Here is a 20,150-nt window from a genome sequence, read left to right as displayed (position 1 = left end):
GTTTTTTATCATAGGAGATGAGATATCAAATGGAATTGGCTAAGAAACTTCTGGCAGTTGTTCTCGCTGGCGCACTGCTACCAAGCACGGCATTTGCAGTGAAAATCTTAAAATACAGCGATCACGAAGCGTTGGGTGGAACGCGAACCGAATTTATTAATGATGTATTTTTCTCTGCCATTGAAAAAGAATCTCATGGTCGTTTGAAAATAGAGCCTCATTGGGGCGGTGAACTTGCTGCTGGTTATGGGGCTCTGGCGTTGGTTGGTCAGGGAAAGCGTGCGGATATGGCCATCGTCGTGCCTGAATACACCGCGAAGCAGCTACCTTTACATCAGATTTTCAAAAGTTTCCCCGTTGGGCCTTCGGCCGATCGGCAAGTTAGTTTTTTCCGTCATATCTACGCTGAAGTCCCCGCTTTCCCTGCAGAACTCGAGCAAAACAACGTGGTAAATCTGTATTTCGCCACGGGTTATCCGGTTGCTTTCTTTAGCACTCATCCATTGACATCGTTGACGGAAGTAAAAGGAGAAACGTGGCGCTTAGCCAGTTTTTGGCATCAGGCTTTTTTAACACATGCAGGTGCTAAGGCTGTGACACTGCCGTGGGGAGATGAGACGCGTAACGCGCTGCGATCCGGGGCGCTGGATGGCATCATGGTTAACGTTGACAGTGGCTATGAGATTGATGCACACATAACAGCGCCCAATATACTGATAGCGAAAAACCTATGGTTAGGGCATATCTATCTGTTAGTCATAAATAAAGACACATGGAATGAGCTTGAGAAGCAAGATCAGGATGCGATCCAACGCGCAGCGGAGATAGCCTATAAAAAGCAAGGTTCAGTTATGAATAAGGCTTTTGACACACAGATTGCTGAGATGCGTAAAACCGGGGCTAACGTGAGCATTCTTCAGGCCAAAGAACTGCAGCAGTGGAAAACGCTCTCTCGGTATCAGGACGTGCAGGAGAGTTGGGTGAAGGAGCAGGAAAAATCGGGGGTTCAAAACGCCGGAGCTACGCTGCAGAAAATGACTCAAATGGTTAATCAAGCCCTACGTTAGCCTCTCTTTCTGGCTTTCTCACATCAAACTACAATCTCCAAAGATTGAGCCAATGATTTTGTTCTCGATGCGAGTGCGACCAAGGCGGCGCTTGCAGCGTTGAGACCTTGTCTAATAATTACCCGCCTAATCAAGATCGCACGGAGTCCCCTTGCTCCTCGTGCTAAAACAGGCTATCAAATAGCACTATCTTAATATTTCGATAACAATGTATAAGTTGAAAAGATGATCTAAGGTCATCTCTTACTTTTTTGATTGCTAGGGCAGCGAGGTTTTGTATGGCGGATTCAATTCGTGTTGGGCTTATCGGTTATGGCTTTGCGGGTAAAACGTTCCATGCACCGTTGATTGCTGGTACGCCGGGTCTAACATTAGCGGCGGTTTCAAGCAGCGATGCCGAGAAAGTACGCGCTGATTGGCCAGGAATGGCGGTGGTTGGCGAACCGGGGCAGCTTTTCACCGATCCTAATATTGATATGGTGGTTATCCCAACGCCTAACATTACGCATTACCCTTTAGCGAAACAGGCGTTGCTGGCGGGTAAACATGTGGTGGTGGATAAGCCTTTCACGGTCAATCTACAGGAAGCACGCGAGTTAGATATGCTGGCTAAGCAGCAAAAGCGGCTGCTGTCGGTGTTTCATAACCGCCGTTGGGACAGTGATTTTCTTACGGTGAAAACGCTACTGGCGGAAGGCGCACTCGGTGATGTGGTGCAGTTTGAATCACACTACGATCGTTTTCGTCTGGAGGTCCGTGACCGCTGGCGCGAGAAAGTGGGCGCAGGCAGCGGGATCTGGTTTGATCTTGGCTCGCACTTGCTTGATCAAGCCTTACAGCTGTTTGGCAAACCCCAAAGTCTGTTGGCAGATTTGGCAGCGATGCGGCCAAACTCGCAAACCACAGACTATTTTCACGCCATTTTGTATTACTCCGATAAGCGCGTCATTTTGCACGGCAGCATGGTTACGGCCGCTGAAACGCCGCGTTATGTGGTTCATGGCACGAAAGGCAGCTACATCAAACATGGATTAGATCCACAAGAGGATCGCTTGAAGGCCGGTGAGCGCCCACCGCAGGCGGATTGGGGTTATGACATGCGTGATGGCGTGTTAACGCTGGTGCAAGACGACATTATGGCAGAGCAGTCGTTGCTGACTATTCCGGGCAACTATCCGGCGTATTATGCCGGTATTCGTGATGCGATTAACGGTGACGGTGATAATCCCGTACCAGCTTGCGAGGCGATAACCGTAATGGAGCTGCTGGAATTGGGGCAAGAGTCTTCGTTACAGCAAAGAGCGTTGCCGATACCTGCTTAGTGTGGTGCTGTTATCTCTACGTTGATACAGCTTGCTGATACCTTTTGTTGATGTAATAGCGAGTAGTCTCAGATAAGCCTTCTTTCGTATATTCATTGAATCATAGAAAGAAGGCTTTGTTTTTTCATTAAACCTTATGTACATGCACATTTTTGGTAAGGGATGTTGAGTTATGTCTTGGCTGCAACGTTTGCGTATTGATAAGTTTTTACTGGTTCTGATTTGCGTGGTGATTCTGGCGTCGTTATTCCCTTGTGAAGGGATTTACAAAACGATCTTTGAACATCTCACCACTGCGGCGATTGCGTTGCTGTTTTTTATGCACGGCGCCAAACTTTCACGTGAAGCCATTGTTTCTGGCATGGGTCATTGGAAGCTGCATTTAGTCGTCTTTCTCAGCACCTTTGCGCTTTTCCCTCTACTAGGGTTAGCGCTCAACGTGGTGGTGCCTAATCTTTTGAGCCCTGCGCTCTACCTTGGTTTCCTTTATTTATGCGCATTGCCTGCAACCGTTCAGTCGGCGATTGCTTATACCTCAATGGCGGGGGGAAACGTCGCCGCCGCAATTTGTAGCGCATCGGCGTCTAGCATTCTTGGCGTGTTCCTTTCGCCACTGCTGGTGGGACTGTTGATGCATACGCAGGGTGGTGAAACCGATACGCTGCACGCAATTGGCGCAATTATCCTACAGCTGATGGTTCCGTTTGTGGTGGGGCATTTATCTCGTCCTCTCATTGCCAAATGGGTCGAACGTCACCGTAAGCTGATTAATATCACTGACCGATCTTCGATTTTGTTAGTGGTCTATACCGCATTCAGCGCAGCCGTTATTGAAGGAATTTGGCACCAGATTGACGTCTGGTCACTGTTGTCTATCGTTGTCTTCTCCACCGTGCTGCTAGCGATTGTGCTGGTCATTAACACCTTTGCGGCTCGTTGGCTAGGGTTTAACACCGCAGATGAAATCACTATTGTATTTTGTGGCTCTAAAAAGAGCTTGGCGAACGGGATCCCGATGGCAAACGTACTTTTCCCAGCCTCCGCGGTGGGTATGATGGTTTTGCCATTGATGATTTTCCACCAAATCCAGCTGATGGTATGTGCGGTTTTGGCGCAAAGATATGTGAATCGAGGGAAGAAGGTGGCTGAGGGGCGGGTGGAGGAATAGGGGGAGTATGTCGGGGTTGTGTGAGGTTACGTCCGCCTATTGGGAGTATGTCGGTTTTGTGTGAGGTTACGTACGCCTATTGGGAGTATGTCGGTTTTGTGTAAGGTTTCGTACGCCTATTGGGAGTATGTCGGGGTTGTGTGAGATTACGTCCGCCTAAAACACTGAACTCCACATTTAAACCGTGCAGGCGTCCGTGTTAGGGGGCCAGTCGCCGCCCCCTAACAACCCGGCTTGGCACCGTTCTTCAGCCTGCTTCGCAGGTTCCCTCATCTCGTCATTCCGGCTTTAACGGAACGAACGGCAATCGCCATCCTGGCTCCTCCGTTCTTTCGCCGACGTCCCTGTCGGCGAATCCTAGCCTTCATTCCTCTATTCGGCTGAAAAACAACGTGCCAGAAAAGGTCAAAATCAAATTCAAAAGATTTTATTTGTTTATGTCTTCGAAGAAAGAGCAACGCTAACAGGATGTTAGCGTTAGGGGAGGAGGCGCCAGGATGGCGCATGCCGACCCGGCGCGGAGATGGCGTCTCGGATAAAAGCGCGAGGATTGAAGGGGCGCGCGCTGGCGCCCCTCATCGTACGCCTTAGATTTAGCTATATGTGATAGCTGTTATTGATAGGCGGACGAAATCTTTCACCTTTCACCTCTCACCTTCCACCGACTCAACCCTACCCGATTTTCTTCTCTCGCAGAGCGCGTTTCTCTTCTGCAGAAATAAACGCCATCTCCAACCCATTGATCTGGGCGGTACGGATTTCTTCTGGCGTTAAACCTGCGGCAGGTGCGGCAACGTTATACTCATGTGCCAGCTCAATACCTTCGACCGCGGGATCGTCAGTGTTAATTGAGGCCAGAATACCGTGACGTAAGAAGGCTTTTAGTGGGTGATTTTCCAGTGAAGCCACGGTGCTGGTTTGAATATTTGACGTCAGGCACGATTCCATCCCGATACGATTTTCAGCCAAATAATCCAGCAGCTTGGCATCTTCGACCGCTTTGACGCCGTGGCCGATGCGTTCCGCGCCTAATTCATGAATGGCTTGCCAGATACTTTCAGGGCCGGCTGCTTCACCCGCGTGAACCGTAATATGTAAGCCGGCATCGCGTGCACGATTGAAATGATTAAGGAATAAGGAGCCAGGGAAGCCCAGTTCGTCACCGGCCAAATCCAATGCGGTGATGCCTTCACGGCAGGCCAGCAGGGCATCTAGCTCTTTCAAACAGGCGCTTTCGCCAAAAGTGCGGCTCATGATGCCGATGAGGCGAGTCTCAACGCCATAATCACGAACGCCAGGATCACGGCTTCAACCACGCCTTGAACGGGTAGCTGATGTTTCATCGCCATGTAATAGGGTGAAAAACGCAGCTCTGCATAGTCAATACCTGCACGAAGTGCGTCTTCCACGTTTTCATAGGCAACGCGGCGGCAGGCATCGAGTGAACCTAAAACGGCAACGCCCCAATCCAGCTTCTGTAAAAAACTGACTAAGTCTGGAGCGGTATCGGTGATTTGCACGTGGGGGCGCAGGGCTTCCAGTTCTTCAGCGGGCAGAGTCAGATTGAACTGACGACCCAGTTCCAGAATAGTTTGTGGACGAATGTTACCGTCAAGATGACGATGGATATCGGTCAGAGGAAGGCGGATGTCAATCATGATATGCACTCTCAGTTATTCTGGATAAAGTGCGTAACAGTATAAAAACAATACACTGCAAATTACCAGTAAGTTGCATAAAAACGTGATATTCATCACAAATAATGGCGAGAAGTCTAAAATTTGCGGGGTGCTGTATAAATATACAGTTATGGCGTATGGTAAGAAATCAAGATAAGTATTATGGAATATTTTATTGTTCTTCGAACAACTTTTCGATGGATTTGGTTGGGTAGAAAAGCGAGTTTGCGTTATTGCCTGTAAGAGCAATAAACCCAAGTTTCAGGTAGAACTGCTTCGCTTTATCATTGAGTGCATCGACAAACATGCCATGAACACCCACGGCTAGCGATGCTCGATAAACGACTTGCATCGCGTGAGTAACCAGCGCCGTTCCCCACTCTTGTCCATGCAGCTCTTTTTGAATCGCTAGACGCCCTAGAGTGATACTGGGCACGTTAACGTAAGGTACTTTGCGTTTCTGTGTATTGGATGGAAGCGTTTCCTTCTCGAAGCAACTGCCAGATAGCGTGTAATAGCCAACTACTTTGGGTTTTGGCGTTTGGGTTATGAGCACATAGCCACGTAAAATTCGTGCATTATGCTGGCGCGCAAGATGATCGCTAAGAAAAACATTCAGAGATTCTTCGCCGCAGTCAAAGCCAGAGAAATCGTATTCGGCCTCACTGGAAAAAATCTCAATCGCTAACTCAGCCATGCTTTACTCCATGCTCTGTAGACGTTTGGCTGCTCGTTTAAGTCTATCGTTTGGCGCTGGAGGGTTACTGATGGCGTCCATCACCAGATTCCATGATTCATCGCTGAGGATCAGACGACGGTGTTGCTCGATAACTTCCGCAGCGCGTTCAGAAGCGCTGGTAAGCATAAACTGCGTGATAGTTTGGTTGGACATAGCCGCAGCTTCTTCAATTGCGTTTTTATCTTCATCAGTTAATCGAAGATCGATACGCTGTTTTTTTAATGCAGACATGCTGTATTCCTCGACGGCTCGCGGCAGTCATTTTTTTGTTTTAAAGATTAGGTTTGAGCCGTTTAATTCAATATGGATGTGTACGGTATTTTTCCGTACGTAGACTATAGAAGTGCTTGAACAAACTTTCAACCAATAAATCAGTTAGCGAGATCATTTGATGCTTGAGATTATGAGTTTTGAGGGGCGTTTGGTTATGGCGTCAGTAGGTTTAGCTGCCAATTTTGAAGAGGACTAAATGCCCCCGCCGCTGGGTAGCTGCGGGGGGAGGCTGACTACTTAACTAACTTTTTTAAAGCAGAAATCAGTTTTTGCACACCTAATTCAACCTTGCTGCGTGGGCAGCCAACGTTAAGGCGAACAAAACCGCGGCCTTCTTCACCGTAGGTAAAGCCGGGCATAATCGCCACTTTTTCCTCATCGATGAGTACGCGCTGTAGCTCTTGGTCATCCACGCCCAGGACACGCAGGTCTATCCAGGCTAAATAGGTGGCCTGCGGGATTTTCCATGCCAATTGTGGGAAGGCTTGGTTAAGTTCGGTGGCAACGTATTCCAGATTGGCCTGCAAATAAGCGCGCAGTTCATCTAGCCACGGCTGACCTTCTCGGTAGGCGGCGATATGCGCCGCAACCGCAAGCACTGCCGGAGACGAAAGACCATCTTTGCTTTTAAGCTGCAAGAAATAAGCGTCGCGAGTGGCTGGATCGTTAATAAAACCATAGGCGCCGGTTAACGCAGGGATATTGAAGGATTTTGAGGCGGAGGTCAGCAATGCCCACGGTGTTTTGCCCACTTCATTCCACGGCAGATGCTGGCGATCGCCCCACGTCATATCCATGTGAATTTCATCACTGATAACTTTCACGTCATGGCGCTCACACAGCTCAGCCATGGTTTCAAGTTCCGCACGTGTCCAGACTTTACCCGTTGGGTTTTGCGGGCTGCATAACAGCAGTACTTTGGTCTGCGGACGAGCCAGTAGCGCTTCCAAATGAGCCATGTCGCAGAACCATTCCCCCTCAGACTGCTTCATCGGGCAGGCTAGCAATTGACGCTGATTGCCAAGCACGACTTTGTAGAAAGCATCGTAGGCGGGTGTATGAGTAACAACGCATTCACCGGGTTGAGTCCACAGGCGAATGAACTGTGCCACCATATAGATCACGGAGGGGCCATAAACAGCTGTATCGGTGTCTATGGCGCTGTTAAAACGCTTAGCGTACCAATGACGCAGTGCGCCGAGGAAATCTTCGTGCTGCCAGCGACTGTAGCCGAGCACGCCGTGTGCAATGCGTTTTTCCAGTGCCTGCGTAATGCATGGGGCAGTCGCAAAATCCATGTCGGAAATGGTGAAAGGCAGTAGATCGTTAACACCAAAACGATCGCCGATATAATCCCACTGGGTACACCACGTGCCGTGACGGTCAACAGTTTTAGAAAAATCAAACATATTTCATTCGCCTTAATTTGATGTTTGCTCGAATGAGAAATAAAGCGGGGCGCTAAGCGCCCCAAATGTATGGTCAAACAAGGTTATACGCTTGGCTGAGCTATTAGGTAGTCTAATTCATCTTTCACCGACTGTACCTGTGGCCCAATGACAACCTGTAAATTATGTTCATTCACATGCACCACGCCAATCGCTCGCAGGTTTTTCAGCGTGGCATCGTCAATCAGCTTCATGTCTTTCACCGAGAGACGCAGACGGGTAATACAGTTGTCGAGTGACACGATATTATCCGCGCCGCCCAGTGCAACCAGAATCCCCGGGGTGTCATAGCCCGATTTGCTTGCAGAGGCCGCCTTCGCGGATTTTTCGCTGGTGGTGCTGTTATCGATATCACGTCCCGGCGTTTTGATATTGAAGCGAGTGATAGCGAAACGGAAGATTGCGTAGTAGGCAACGAACCACACCGCGGCCACCACAGGAACCATATACCATTTGGTTTGCAGACCGTGCAGAACACCAAAGACCACGAAATCGATGATGTTGCCGTCGGTGTTACCGATAGTCACGCCGAGTACGGACATGATGGTGAAGCCCAAGCCAGTCAGAATAGCGTGGATCAGATACAAGAACGGCGCGACAAACAGGAACAGGAATTCGAGCGGCTCAGTGGTACCTCCAACAACACAGGCAACCACGCCAGAAATCAGCAGGCCTTTAATTTTATGACGGTTCTCAGGACGCGCACAGTGGTACATCGCTAGAGCTGCACCCGGTAAACCGCCCAAGAAGGCAGGCATTTTGCCCTGAGACAGGAACTGCGTTGCGCTTTCAGAGAAACCGTGAGTGGTTGGGCAAGAAAGCTGAGCTTGGAAGATGGTCAATGCACCGCTAACGGAGTGACCACAAACGTCCATGGTGCCGCCTGCTTCGGTGAAGCGAATAATGGCAACCAGAATGTGCTGCAAACCAAACGGTAACAGCAGACGCTCGCCGGTACCGAAGATCATCGGACCAAATGCGCCAGCGCTATGGATAAGGCGACCAAGACCATTAATGCCCATAGCGAACCACGGCCAGATCAATGGAACCAGCAGACCCAGCAGGCCTAAAACCAGCAGCGTGATAATTGGAACGAAACGGGTACCGCCGAAGAATGAAAGCGCATCAGGGAGGCGAATAGTGCTAAAGCGTTCGTGCAGCAAGAACACCACAATCCCGACGATAATCGCACCCAAAATACCGGTATCAATAGACTGAATACCCAGCACGGTTTGAATGTTATTGGCTTTCAGCACCAGAGGATCAACGCTAGGCAAAATCCCTTTGGTCGTCAGATAGAAGTTAGTGGCCAGATTAAATACGGTAAAACCTACAAAACCCGCAAATGCAGCGACGCCTTTGTTATCGCGCGCCATACCCAGCGGGATAGCAACGGCGAACATCACCGGCAGGAAGCTAAAGCCGAAGGAGCCGATTTTGCTCATCCAAGTAAACAGCAGCTGAAGCGGGGTATGATCCAGTACTGGCAGCAACGTTAAAACATCGCGGCTGCTCAGCGAGCTACCAATTCCCAGCATAATGCCGCAGAAAGAGAGCAGCGCCACGGGCAGCATAAAGGTCTTACCAAGGCTTTGGAAAAACTCCCATAGCGTAATTTTTTGTTTGGTCGGGCTGGGCATGGTAACTCCTGATGGAAAGATCCTTTGATGGATCGCTGTGTCTAATAAAAATCATCAATTAGTCTTAGTCTTTCTGGTAAAAGAAGATAAAACGTTTTACCAAACAAAACCATTTGCCGGATCACAGTTCTAAAAATCAGTGTTAATGTGAATTATGCGAGATTGGATTAAATGTTTTACTAAAAAATACGGTAAAATAACCTACAGAAATGAACACCCTATGCTATCGATAAGTGAATAATTAACGGCATGAACCCGAAAAAGATCACCATAACCGACGTGGCGCAGCATGCAGGCGTATCAGTCACTACCGTTTCTCTGGTCCTTAGCGGCAAGGGGCGTATTTCTGATAAAACCTGCCATCGTGTTAACTCGGCGATTGAAACCCTTGGTTATGTCCGCAACCAACAGGCAGCGATGCTGCGCGGAAGCGTGTCTAACGTGATCGGGCTTATCGTTAGTGATATTAGCGAGCCGTTTTATGCTGAAGTCGCGGCAGGAATTAGCGAAATTCTGGAAGCGCAGGGCAAGGTGTTATTTCTTACCCAGTGTGGAAAAAATGGGCTGCATCTCGCTCGTTGCCTCGATAGCCTGAGCGGTTATGGTGTTGATGGCATTATTGTTGGCAGCGGACGTTTTCTTAGCGATGAGATGAAACAAAAAGCGCGAGATATGCATTTGCCGCTGGTATGCGCCGCCCGAGCCAGCGAATTTGATGATATCGACGTTATTCGCCCTGATAACTCGCAGGCAGCAAAGATGGCGACGGAATATCTGATCAAGCATGGTCATCGCCAGATTGCTTATCTGGGCGGTGAAAGTAGTTCGCTTACCCGTGCTGAACGCTTAGGTGGGTTTTGCGGAACCTTGATCCAATATGGTCTGCCGTTCAAATCGGAATGGGTCGTCGAGTGCGACTGTAAGCAACAAGAGGCGGCTGAAGCCACCAAAAAACTGCTCAATCATCACCCGAAGATAACGGCTATCTTGTGCCATAAGGCGTCTATTGCCATGGGCGCTTATTTTGGCGTAATCGGCATGGGCAATAGCGTGGGTAAAGACGAAAACGAAAGCTACTATTCGCGTCAGGTGGCATTAATAGGTTTTGGGGATGTGCCTGAAGCGGAGCTGACCGACCCTCCGCTAACTTTTATCAGTAGCTCTGCGCGTGAAATTGGCTATAGCGCGGCGAACCGGATGCTACAGCGCATTGATGCGCCGGATGAACAAGTCCAACATATTATTTTGCCACCAAAGCTGATTGCCAGAGGCTCGGCGTAATCCTTTCTGAATTAGCTTAAAAAAACGGCCCCAACAGAGGCCGCTTATCGTTAACATCGTGTCTGAATGCTGAATCAATTCCCCGCAGGGGCTTCGCTCTGATCCTGCATACCACCTAAAATCCCAAACAGGCCAACAAACTGAGCCAGCGGCATTTTGGTGCCATTCAAATCAACCTGACCATCGGCATAGCTGAAGCTGCTCGAAATCACGTTGTCTTTTTGCGTTGTCAGTTTAAACATCTGGCCCATGGCTGAAATGCCTTGGACTTGCTGTCCTGCCAAGCGCGTGGCTTCTTCAGCATTATAGCCTTCCAGCTCGGCAGCCTGAGAGGCTAACTGGGTTGCCATTGGCATGGAGATCGCCAGTTTTGCATCCAATTTTTTGATTGACTGCAACATCAACGGCTCGCTGGTGGTTTCTGTCTGTGGCTGAGGATTAGCAAGGTTGAGATCGAGACTAAACTGGCTTTCACCCTGAGAAGTTTTCCAGCTCAGCGGTTGAATATTCAGCGTTGGGTTGCCGGCGAGTAGGGCAGGCATATTCTTTTCAACCAGCGCCGCTAACTCTTGCTGATAGATATCAGGATCGACGTCGTCGCCCTGCGCCAGTTGGCGATTGATAAAATCATTGTACTGCGAGGTGAAGGTTTTCAATCCTTTCCCATCAACGCCGTTAAATTTCAGCGTTAACGCCCCCTGACCGAAGTCTTTACCGCTGATTTTTAGCGCATCAAGCGTGTAGTTCAGCACGCCATTAAGGTTTTTATCATCTTCGCCGACGTTCGCGTCTAGCTTGAAGCCATCAAGCACGGCAGATTCTTTGCCATCAACAGACACCGATAGATGCTTGGCATTCATTTTCTGCGAGCCGATATTCAGGTCAAACTTGCCGCGATGGCTGTCGCTTTCCATAGTGAAGCCTTGCAGGGTGATTTGCTCTTGCTGGCTCATTTCATTTGGTGCGGAAATCACCACGTTATCGCTGTTCATGTCGAATTTCAGCGTGGAAAGATCTTTGGCAACGTCGGCGTTAATCACTGCGCCGTCAAATTTCACCGAAATTTTGTCTTTCGCGTAGTCGACAGGGATCAGTGTAACTTTCGACTGTGTATCACCGTTATAGGCGATACGGGTATCCGCATCGATCAGCGATTTGCCCTTAGTGGCATCAAATAACGCTTTTACCGCTGGCGTGTTTTCTAATTCGGTATGTACGGATGCCATACTCGGCACAAAGTTGAAGTTCTTGAGCTGTGCGAGCGGGAATGGCCCGTGGGTAATGGTTTCTTTCAGTACAATTTGCTCACCGGCTTTAAGACTTGGTTCGCCTTTGAAGGTCGGGTCATTTTGCAGAATATAGCGAACATCGGTCGAGAACAGATGGCGGTTGTAGTCTTCGTAGCTGAGCTTTAGCCCCGCTTTAGGGAAGTAATTGTTGATCTGGCTATTGACGTTCTCAACCTCAGTCGTCATTCGTTGCTCAATGAGCTTTCCGGTATACCAAGAGGCTCCGGTCCAGGCTGCGCCTAACACCACAATGACCGCAACCGCGACAGCTGATTTTTTCATATTGAGTTCTTCCTTAAGCCTTAAATGTGCTGCCGCGAGGGAAATGCCTCAAAAACGGCGTGTCGAACAAATGATGATAGATCGTACGTACCCAAAAAAATTCAAGTTGCTTGAAGTATGACGGGTATAACAAAAAAACGCCCGTAGGCGCTTTTCATTGTGGCTTTAAACCCATGCAATGTAAACCAAGCCCATTCGCAAATACTTATCTGAATTTGCTGGGGAAAGGGATACTTCCACCAAGGTTTACACTAGGTTTATTTTCATAGCATAAATCAGAGTTCGTTAAATACGCGCGCTAATTGGCCATGGCCTTGCACCTGTACCGGTGACTCACTGGCGGGCAGATAACAGGATTCGCCGGGAACCAGCACGATACGCTGCTCGCCTTTGACCAACGTGGCCTCACCGGTAACACAGAACAAAATCGCCGCACTTTCTTGCGCTAATGGCTGTGGCGTCTCGGTCAGGGTATGCACGGCAAAGGCAAAGTCTTCCACCGGAATAGGGAAGCGAGTTTCGTGTTCGTTCACAACAGGAGTGGTCAGCAACGTGTTAGCCGGCTTAGCAATAAACTTCACATTGGCTAATAGCTCTGGCACATCGATGTATTTTGGCGTTAGGCCCGCACGCAGCACGTTGTCGGAGTTCGCCATGATTTCCAAGCCGACGCCATCCAGATACGCGTGCGGAGTTTCTGCATACAGGAACATACTTTGGCCTGGTTCAAGCTCAACGGTATTGAGCAGCAACGGCGAGAAGAGACCACTGTCGTCTGGATAGAAACGAGCAATACCGCGTACGGCGTCCCATGCAGGCCCTTGCTGGTGGTTTAGCGCCTCGGCCAGCACGCTTAAGGCCTGTGTTTTTAATTCACCGGACATGCTCAGCAAATTGCCAAATAGTACGGATAAATGCTGCGCGTCTGGAGACTGAATAAATTTCGCAATGTCAGGATGCGCAGTGGCTACGGGTTGTAATAACTGAGCAATTTCGGCGAATTCGCGAAATCCATTCATGGCTTTGAAAGGCGTTAACGCATAAACCAGCTCGGGTTTATGGTTAGGATCTTTGTAATTACGATTTGCAGCGTTGATCGCAATACCTGCGGATTCCTCGCGCGCAAAACCTTCCTCTGCAGCATGTTTGCTTGGATGGACTTGAATCGACAGCGGCTGTGCTGCGCACAGGACTTTGAATAAGAATGGCAGTTCTCCAAAACGCTTCGCGACGGCGCTGCCTAGGTTTCCCGTCAGATCTTTGGCGATCTCATCGCGTAATGACACCTTATTGCCTTTTTTATCCAACACTTTAGAGCTGCTGAGCGGATGAGCCCCCATCCACAGTTCAGCCATCGGTTTGTTGTCTGGATTCGAGAAGCCATACAGCTTGCTCAGCGCATCGTGACTGCCCCAAGCATAGTTCTGTACGGCATTAATCATTTTTTGCATTGGTATCAACCTAGAGTGAAGTTAAAGCGAAACGTTAATATGAATAATAAAGCATGGCGGTAAGTAAACAGGAGAGGACCTATCTGATGCAAGGGTATTGATGTAAGAAATTCGTTTAGCTCTCACATTCTAACTGGTTGATATCCCGCTATACTCATTGAAACAATGGCTAACTCACCGGAATCATGCATTTATTCTCAAGGAGAAGATATGACAGCTATGCGTGTTGAAAGAGACTCTATGGGCGATATTGATGTTCCTCAAGCGCGACTGTGGGGCGCGCAAACGCAACGTTCTTTGGAGCATTTTCGTATTTCGGTGGAAAAAATGCCGCAGGCGCTCATTGATGCTTTGGCATTGGTAAAGAAAGCCGCCGCGCAGGTTAATCTCGATCTTGACCTGCTGAGTGAAGATAAAGCCGATGCTATTATGCAGGCGGCTCAAGAGGTTATAGATGGTTTTCGTTATCAGGAGTTTCCGTTGGCCGTATGGCAAACCGGATCGGGAACTCAAAGTAACATGAATATGAATGAAGTTTTGGCGAATCGCGCCAGTGAATTACTTGGCGGCGAACGTGGAAATGAACGTAAAGTTCATCCTAATGATGATGTCAATAAAAGCCAAAGCTCAAACGATGTTTTCCCCACGGCGATGCATGTTGCCGCCGTGCAAGCTATTCGCCTCCAACTTCTGCCGCAAATAGACGTTTTGGTACAAACTCTACAAGATAAATCAGCGCAATTTGACGACATAGTCAAAATTGGACGCACGCATTTACAGGATGCGACGCCGCTAACGTTAGGCCAAGAAATCTCTGGCTGGGTCGCTATGCTGATGCACAGTAAAAAGCATATTGAACATAGTTTGGCGCATCTTTATGAATTAGCGCTGGGGGGAACGGCGGTAGGAACGGGGCTGAATACCCATCCTGAATATGCGGTCCGCGTGGCTAAAACAATCGCGCAATTGAGCGGTAGCGATTTTATCTCGGCGCCGAATAAGTTCGAAGCCTTAGCCAGCTGTGACGCTCTGGTTCAATCCCATGGCGCTTTAAAAGGACTCGCTGCATCAATGATGAAAATTGCTAACGATGTAAGATGGTTAGCATCCGGCCCGCGCTGTGGGATCGGGGAGATTCTTATTCCTGAAAATGAACCTGGCAGCTCAATTATGCCGGGTAAAGTTAATCCGACGCAGTGTGAAGCGGTAACCATGCTTTGTGCTCAGGTAATGGGCAACGATGTGGCGATCAATATTGGCGGCGCGTCAGGTAATTTTGAACTGAATGTTTTCCGCCCATTAGTTATTCATAACTATTTACAGTCAATACGCCTACTGGCCGATGGTATTGAGAGTTTCAATGAGCACTGTGCGCGCGGCATTGAACCCAACCGTCCTCGAATCAATCAGCTATTAAACGAATCACTTATGTTAGTGACCGCGCTTAATATCCATATTGGTTATGATAAGGCCGCCGAAATTGCCAAAAAGGCTCATCACGAAGGGTTAACGCTAAAAGAGTCGGCATTGCTTTTAGGTTATGTCACTGAATCGCAGTTTGATGAATGGGTGAAGCCGCAAGATATGGTGGGGAGTCGCGTTAAAGCGTGACGTTGTCACGCTATTCAAGCTCACGGTACAGGTGCAAGCGAGGGATCAAGAGTTCGAGCTTTTTAGCTCGCGGACGATGTTTAACATTAATATTTTCCGCATCGTAATCACTCAAATCGCCAAGGATTGGGATGGGCGTTTCGCTAAATTCATCCGTTAACGCGATAAGCGGCATGCTACAGGGATGTTGTACCTGCTTCTGTTCTTCTTGATACCAGACTCGCGCAATCGGCTGGACTTTAACCGGCCGTTTTATTTTCAGCTTAACGTCTTCCGGCAAACGCATAATGTCATCAAGCTCTTTTGTTACCATCGCCGCCCATTGCTCGCGTGAGTAGGGCGGAACAGAGCGATTGGCAGACAAACTTTTCTCGAGGCGGTTAGTAATCTCTTCGCGACTCATATTATTGATCACGCTTTTATTCGCCCACCCGAAGCGAACGGTCGAAGGGTTGTGTAGCACGGTTAAGGAGCGATAGGCACTCAGCGTCAGCAAACCTTTGAGATGAGCATGCACAAATTCAAACCTTTGCTCAGGGGGAAGACCGGATTCAACGGCGATAATCTTCTCCAGCTGTTTCTTGAGTTGGTTAACGTCGGTAATAAGGGCGCTGGTGGATTTTACCTGAGAGTTACTGGCTGAAAAACAGAGCACACCGGGCATACGAACCGCGGCTTTGCTGCTGATATGCTGTGCATGATGATGGATGAACAAACGACGAAAATGTTGTAAACCTACTTCAAATGCAGCCTCACCCGAGCAGGGGATAACGCTGATTTTTGTAATATCATCATGTTCTTTACCTTTCTCAATATCAGGCAGCAAAAATACGTTGGCCTGAAGCCGCGTCAGTGATTTCAAAACAGCATCAATTTCAATTAAGCCTTGCTCAAGCTGGCGAAAACAGGTGTTCATACGATCGATAACATGGTTCGCAGACATGGTTTTTCCTACCACAATAATTTAGTTACAACATACATTGTATGTTATTCCCTAATCGTTGTCTGTAGCCACTATGACATTTCAAGCGATAGCGTTACCTATTAAACCGAGAAAGAGCTTAGTAACGAAGGGGAGTATTGATGTCGTCTGTCGGAATCCCCGCCATGCGGGGATGGTGCTCGAGGGTTAAATTCTCTTTGCTTCAGGCAATCTTTTTAGTGCTCGACTGATCCACAGTGCCAAAACCAGCATTACGCTAAGGAAAATTACGATGCCGTTCCAGCCATAGTTATTCCAGAACACGCCACCGAGAGTACCGGCCACGCTAGAACCGACATAATAACAGAACAGGTAGAGTGATGATGCTTGGCCTTTAGCGCGGCGGGCGCGGCGTCCAATCCAGCTGCTTGCCACAGAATGAGCGGCAAAGAAGCCCGCAGTAAACAGCATCATGCCAATAAAAATGGTGGTCAGTGGGGCAAAAAGCGTAATCAACAGCCCAATCAACATAATAAGAATCGAAACGGTCAGCACTGGCCCCCGACCAAATTTGCTGGTTAACGCTCCGGCTTTAGGCGAACTGTATGAGCCTGTCAGGTAAACGACCGATAGCAACCCGACCAGCGCCTGGCTGAGAGAGTACGGCGTGCCGAGCAGCCGATACCCAATATAGTTAAACAGCGTGACGAAGCTTCCCATCAGCAGAAAGCCTTCAGCAAAAAGTAGCGGTAGGCCTTTATCATGCCAATGCAGTCGAAAGTTAATCAACAATGTCCTAGGGCGGAGGGGCGTGGCCCTGAAGTGTTTCGACGCAGGCAGGATTTTCCAAAACATAAACGCGGCGGCGAGGGCAAACAAACCAATAATTGCCACCGCGATACGCCAAGAGAAGAAATCAGTCAGAACGCCGCTGACTAAACGACCGCTCATTCCACCAATCGAGTTACCGCTGATGTACAGCCCCATCGAAAATGCGACTACGGCAGGATCTATCTCCTCGCTGAGATAGGTCATGGCTACTGCGGCAACGCCGCTTAAAGAAAGTCCAACCAGCGCGCGCATCACTAAAATACCGTGCCAGCTGGTCATCATTGAACAAATTAATGTGCATATTGCTGCCATCAATAGCGCGGTAACCATCACCTGCTTGCGCCCAATGGCGTCTGATAACGGGCCCGTGAACATCAGGCCAACGGCAAGCAGCCCTGTAGAGACCGAAAGTGACAGGCTACTGCTGGCCGGCGAAATACCAAAATCGTGCGATAGAACAGGAAGAATCGGTTGCACACAGTAAAGTAGGGCAAAGGTTGCCAGGCCTGCGGAGAATAGCGCCAGAGTCACGCGGATAAACTGGGGTTGGCCACGTTCAATATACGGAAGTTTGTTTAGCGCGCGGCGCGTTGGTGCTACAGGCGACACAACAAGCGCATTTGAGGTTGAATCAATGCGAGGCGGCATTGTTTCTGCCGGAGGGATTTCCAATCTGTATCCTTACCGAAAATATCGGGTAAAACGGTTCATCAGCTCTGCTTGCCCATATTATGTGCGGCAGGTCACAATGGCTGATATAAATTCAGCATAGGTATCCCCGAATATATTGTCTAATATATTAATAAATGAAAATAAGACGTTTAAGATATTAATTAGCCTATGCGTATAGAAATTAGACATCTCAAATACTTTATTGCCGTTGCTGAAGAGTGTCATTTTGGACGTGCAGCAGAGCGTTTAAATATCTCTCAGCCGCCATTGAGCCAACAAATTCAGTCGCTTGAAGTGGAAGTGGGCGCTCGGCTTTTAGAAAGAAACAACCGAAATGTCAGCCTCACGCAAGCAGGAGAACTCTTCCTAAAAGAGTGCTACGAAATTGTGGAGCATCTTTCGCAGGCTGCAGAAAATGCCGCGCGAGCACATCGAGGTGAATTAGGTAATTTGAAGATTGGCTTTACCTCATCCGCTCCTTTTATCAGTTTGGTTGCTAGCAGTCTGTTTATTTTTCGGCAGCGTTTTCCTTTGGTTCACATGCAAATGCGCGAGGTGAACACTAAGCAGCAGATTGAGCCGCTGTTAGAGGGAAAGCTCGACATTGGCGTGATGCGTAACACGCGATTACCCGAAACGCTGACTCATCAACTTTTGCTGCGTGAGCCTTTGGTTGCGGTATTACACCAGAATCACCCTTTGGCAACGTCTGGGCGAGAGCGATTGAAGTTTAGCGATTTGGCGAATCAGCCCTTTGTCTTTTTTTCTAGAGAAGTGGGAACGGCACTGCACGATGAAATATTAACGCTGCTGAAAAATGCGGGGATCACACCGTATATCACGCAAGAAGTGGGGGAAGCGATGACGATTGTCGGGTTGGTATCCGCAGGGCTTGGGGTGTCTATTTTACCCGCGTCGTTTACGCGAATTAAGGTGGATGGTGTTTGCTATAGATACTTAGATGAGGAAACAGCATTTACGGAGATCTGGTTAGCGTACAGTAAAAATAGGCCTTTGAGCGCACAGGCGACGGCATTGATAAATTTAATGATTGCTCAACCATAGATAAATAATTGCTGCTAAAATCGACCATTGCTGGGCTTATTTGTGCACTAAATCACATAACGAATCAAATAGTTGACGGGTTTACTCAAAACCGACACCATAGCGTTAATATTTATTTAGAAGCGCGAAAAATAAGCGGGAGTAGGTCGGTGATAGCTGAAAGCCAGCCGGGACATATTGATCAAATCAAGCAGATAAATGCTGGGGCGGTATACCGTCTTATTGATCAGCATGGCCAAATTTCCCGCATTGAACTTTCTAAACGCGCACAGCTTGCGCCCGCAAGCATCACTAAAATTGTGCGTGAACTGCTTGAAGCGCATCTGGTGCAAGAAACCGAATTTCAAGACGTTGGCAGTCGTGGACGTCCTGCCGTCGGCCTAATTCTCGACACTGTGGCTTGGCATTATCTCTGCGTTCGTGTGGGTCATGGTGTGATGACGCTGGCGCTGCGCGACCTCAGCAGTAAATTAGTGGCTGAAGAAGACGTTGAATTGCCTGCACAGGCAGACCAACCATTGCTAGAACGTATCATCAATGAAATTGATCAGTTCTTTATCCGCCATCAGCATCAGCTAGAGCGACTAACGGCTATCGCCATTACGCTTCCCGGATTGATTAATTCGGCGAAGGGTATGGTTCATCGCATGCCTTTTTATGCCGATGTGTGTGATATGCCGCTGGGCGTCGAGTTGGAACAGCATACCGGTCTACCGGTGTTTCTTCAGCACGATATCTGCGCATGGACGATGGCAGAATCGCTGTTCGGTGCCGGTGAAAACTGTAGAAATATGCTGCAGGTAGTTATCGATCATGATGTGGGTGCCGGTGTGATTACCGATGGTCGCTTGTTAAACGGTGGTCGTCATAGCGTGGTGGAGATTGGTCATACGCAGGTCGATCCTTATGGCAAGCAGTGTTATTGCGGTAATCATGGCTGTTTGGAGACGGTTGCAGGGCTTGGGCATATTCTTGAATTAGCCGAGCAGCGGTTACCGCTTTCGCCATCGTCTTTGCTGCATAACGCGCCGATCACAATTGATGCTATCTGTCAGGCCGCTATGCAGGGCGATCAGCTGTCGAAGGATATTATCAGCAGCGTGGGTAACAACGTGGGACGAATTCTCGCCATTATGGTGAACCTGTTTAACCCCGAAAAAATCCTGATTGGCTCACCGCTTAATCAAGCCAGCGCGGTTCTCTTTCCCTCTATCAATGCGGCAATTCAGCAACAGTCTTTACCTTATTATGCGCAGGGACTGAGCGTTGAGGCTACGCGCTTTCGCAATAATGGCACCATGCCTGCGGCCGCATTAGTCAAAGAAGCACTTTACAATGGTTCATTGTTGGTTCAGCTGCTGCAGGGCTAGCAGGAACTGCACGTATTTGGCTAAATTCCTTTCTAATTCA

General features: G+C 48.7%; 15 protein-coding genes and 1 pseudogene. 7 read left to right on the top strand and 9 right to left on the bottom strand.

Annotated features, from left to right (window positions below):
• The first annotated feature begins 29 nt into the window (after window positions 1-29).
• The 3 genes from dctP (at window position 30) to AB3Y96_RS11800 (ending at window position 3,557) form a co-directional block, all read left to right on the top strand.
• Window positions 30-1,067, top strand: a complete 1,038-nt coding sequence (gene dctP, locus AB3Y96_RS11810) for a TRAP transporter substrate-binding protein DctP (protein WP_367299279.1) — start codon at window positions 30-32, stop codon at window positions 1,065-1,067.
• Window positions 1,068-1,345: 278 nt separating this feature from the next.
• Window positions 1,346-2,389 (top strand): oxidoreductase, encoded by a 1,044-nt coding sequence (locus AB3Y96_RS11805; protein ID WP_367299278.1) that lies wholly within the window; start codon window positions 1,346-1,348, stop codon window positions 2,387-2,389.
• Window positions 2,390-2,561: 172 nt separating this feature from the next.
• Entirely contained in the window at window positions 2,562-3,557 is a 996-nt protein-coding gene (locus AB3Y96_RS11800) for a bile acid:sodium symporter family protein (RefSeq protein WP_072309491.1), read from the top strand.
• Between the two features lie 672 nt (window positions 3,558-4,229).
• Here AB3Y96_RS11800 and add read toward each other — a convergent pair.
• From add to malX, 5 genes and pseudogenes are all read right to left on the bottom strand, one after another.
• A pseudogene (add, locus tag AB3Y96_RS11795) lies at window positions 4,230-5,215 on the bottom strand (adenosine deaminase).
• Between the two features lie 193 nt (window positions 5,216-5,408).
• A complete protein-coding gene (locus AB3Y96_RS11790; RefSeq protein ID WP_367299277.1) occupies window positions 5,409-5,933 on the bottom strand; it encodes a GNAT family N-acetyltransferase in 525 nt (174 codons plus the stop codon).
• A 3-nt stretch (window positions 5,934-5,936) separates the two neighbouring features.
• A complete protein-coding gene (locus AB3Y96_RS11785) occupies window positions 5,937-6,206 on the bottom strand; it encodes a DUF1778 domain-containing protein (RefSeq protein WP_072310450.1) in 270 nt (89 codons plus the stop codon).
• Between the two features lie 275 nt (window positions 6,207-6,481).
• A complete protein-coding gene (locus tag AB3Y96_RS11780) occupies window positions 6,482-7,657 on the bottom strand; it encodes a MalY/PatB family protein (RefSeq protein ID WP_367299276.1) in 1,176 nt (391 codons plus the stop codon).
• Window positions 7,658-7,740: 83 nt separating this feature from the next.
• On the bottom strand, window positions 7,741-9,336 hold the full coding sequence (malX, locus tag AB3Y96_RS11775; RefSeq protein WP_367299275.1) for a maltose/glucose-specific PTS transporter subunit IIBC: 1,596 nt from the start codon (window positions 9,334-9,336) through the stop codon (window positions 7,741-7,743).
• 249 nt (window positions 9,337-9,585) lie between these two features.
• Between malX and malI the strand changes: the two genes are divergently transcribed.
• Entirely contained in the window at window positions 9,586-10,617 is a 1,032-nt protein-coding gene (gene malI, locus AB3Y96_RS11770) for a Mal regulon transcriptional regulator MalI (protein ID WP_072310447.1), read from the top strand.
• Between the two features lie 74 nt (window positions 10,618-10,691).
• Here the strand turns inward: malI and AB3Y96_RS11765 are convergent, their stop codons facing one another.
• Window positions 10,692-12,188, bottom strand: coding sequence for a YdgA family protein (locus tag AB3Y96_RS11765; RefSeq protein WP_367299274.1), 1,497 nt, complete (start codon window positions 12,186-12,188; stop codon window positions 10,692-10,694).
• A 275-nt stretch (window positions 12,189-12,463) separates the two neighbouring features.
• A complete protein-coding gene (gene manA / locus AB3Y96_RS11760; RefSeq protein WP_367299273.1) occupies window positions 12,464-13,639 on the bottom strand; it encodes a mannose-6-phosphate isomerase in 1,176 nt (391 codons plus the stop codon).
• A gap of 210 nt (window positions 13,640-13,849) precedes the next feature.
• On the opposite strand from manA, the gene fumC reads away from it, so the two are divergent.
• A complete protein-coding gene (fumC, locus tag AB3Y96_RS11755) occupies window positions 13,850-15,250 on the top strand; it encodes a class II fumarate hydratase (protein WP_367299272.1) in 1,401 nt (466 codons plus the stop codon).
• Between the two features lie 10 nt (window positions 15,251-15,260).
• On the opposite strand, the gene tus is transcribed toward fumC, so the two are convergent.
• Together tus and AB3Y96_RS11745 are read right to left on the bottom strand one after the other, a co-directional pair.
• Window positions 15,261-16,193: a DNA replication terminus site-binding protein gene (tus, locus tag AB3Y96_RS11750; protein WP_367299271.1), complete on the bottom strand. Its 933-nt coding sequence runs from the start codon at window positions 16,191-16,193 to the stop codon at window positions 15,261-15,263.
• Between the two features lie 186 nt (window positions 16,194-16,379).
• Window positions 16,380-17,651 (bottom strand): MFS transporter, encoded by a 1,272-nt coding sequence (locus tag AB3Y96_RS11745; RefSeq protein ID WP_367300316.1) that lies wholly within the window; start codon window positions 17,649-17,651, stop codon window positions 16,380-16,382.
• 192 nt (window positions 17,652-17,843) lie between these two features.
• Here AB3Y96_RS11745 and AB3Y96_RS11740 point away from each other — a divergent pair, with 192 nt between their 5' ends.
• Complete coding sequence (locus tag AB3Y96_RS11740) at window positions 17,844-18,740, top strand: LysR family transcriptional regulator (RefSeq protein WP_367299270.1); 897 nt, start codon at window positions 17,844-17,846, stop codon at window positions 18,738-18,740.
• 149 nt (window positions 18,741-18,889) lie between these two features.
• Window positions 18,890-20,110, top strand: a complete 1,221-nt coding sequence (locus AB3Y96_RS11735) for an ROK family transcriptional regulator (protein WP_072310440.1) — start codon at window positions 18,890-18,892, stop codon at window positions 20,108-20,110.
• Window positions 20,111-20,150: the final 40 nt, after the last annotated feature.

Origin of the sequence: Hafnia alvei (assembly GCF_964063325.1) — a bacterium.
GTDB classification, from domain to species: Bacteria; Pseudomonadota; Gammaproteobacteria; order Enterobacterales; family Enterobacteriaceae; genus Hafnia; species Hafnia alvei_B.
This window is presented reverse-complemented; position numbering and strand designations above follow the sequence as displayed.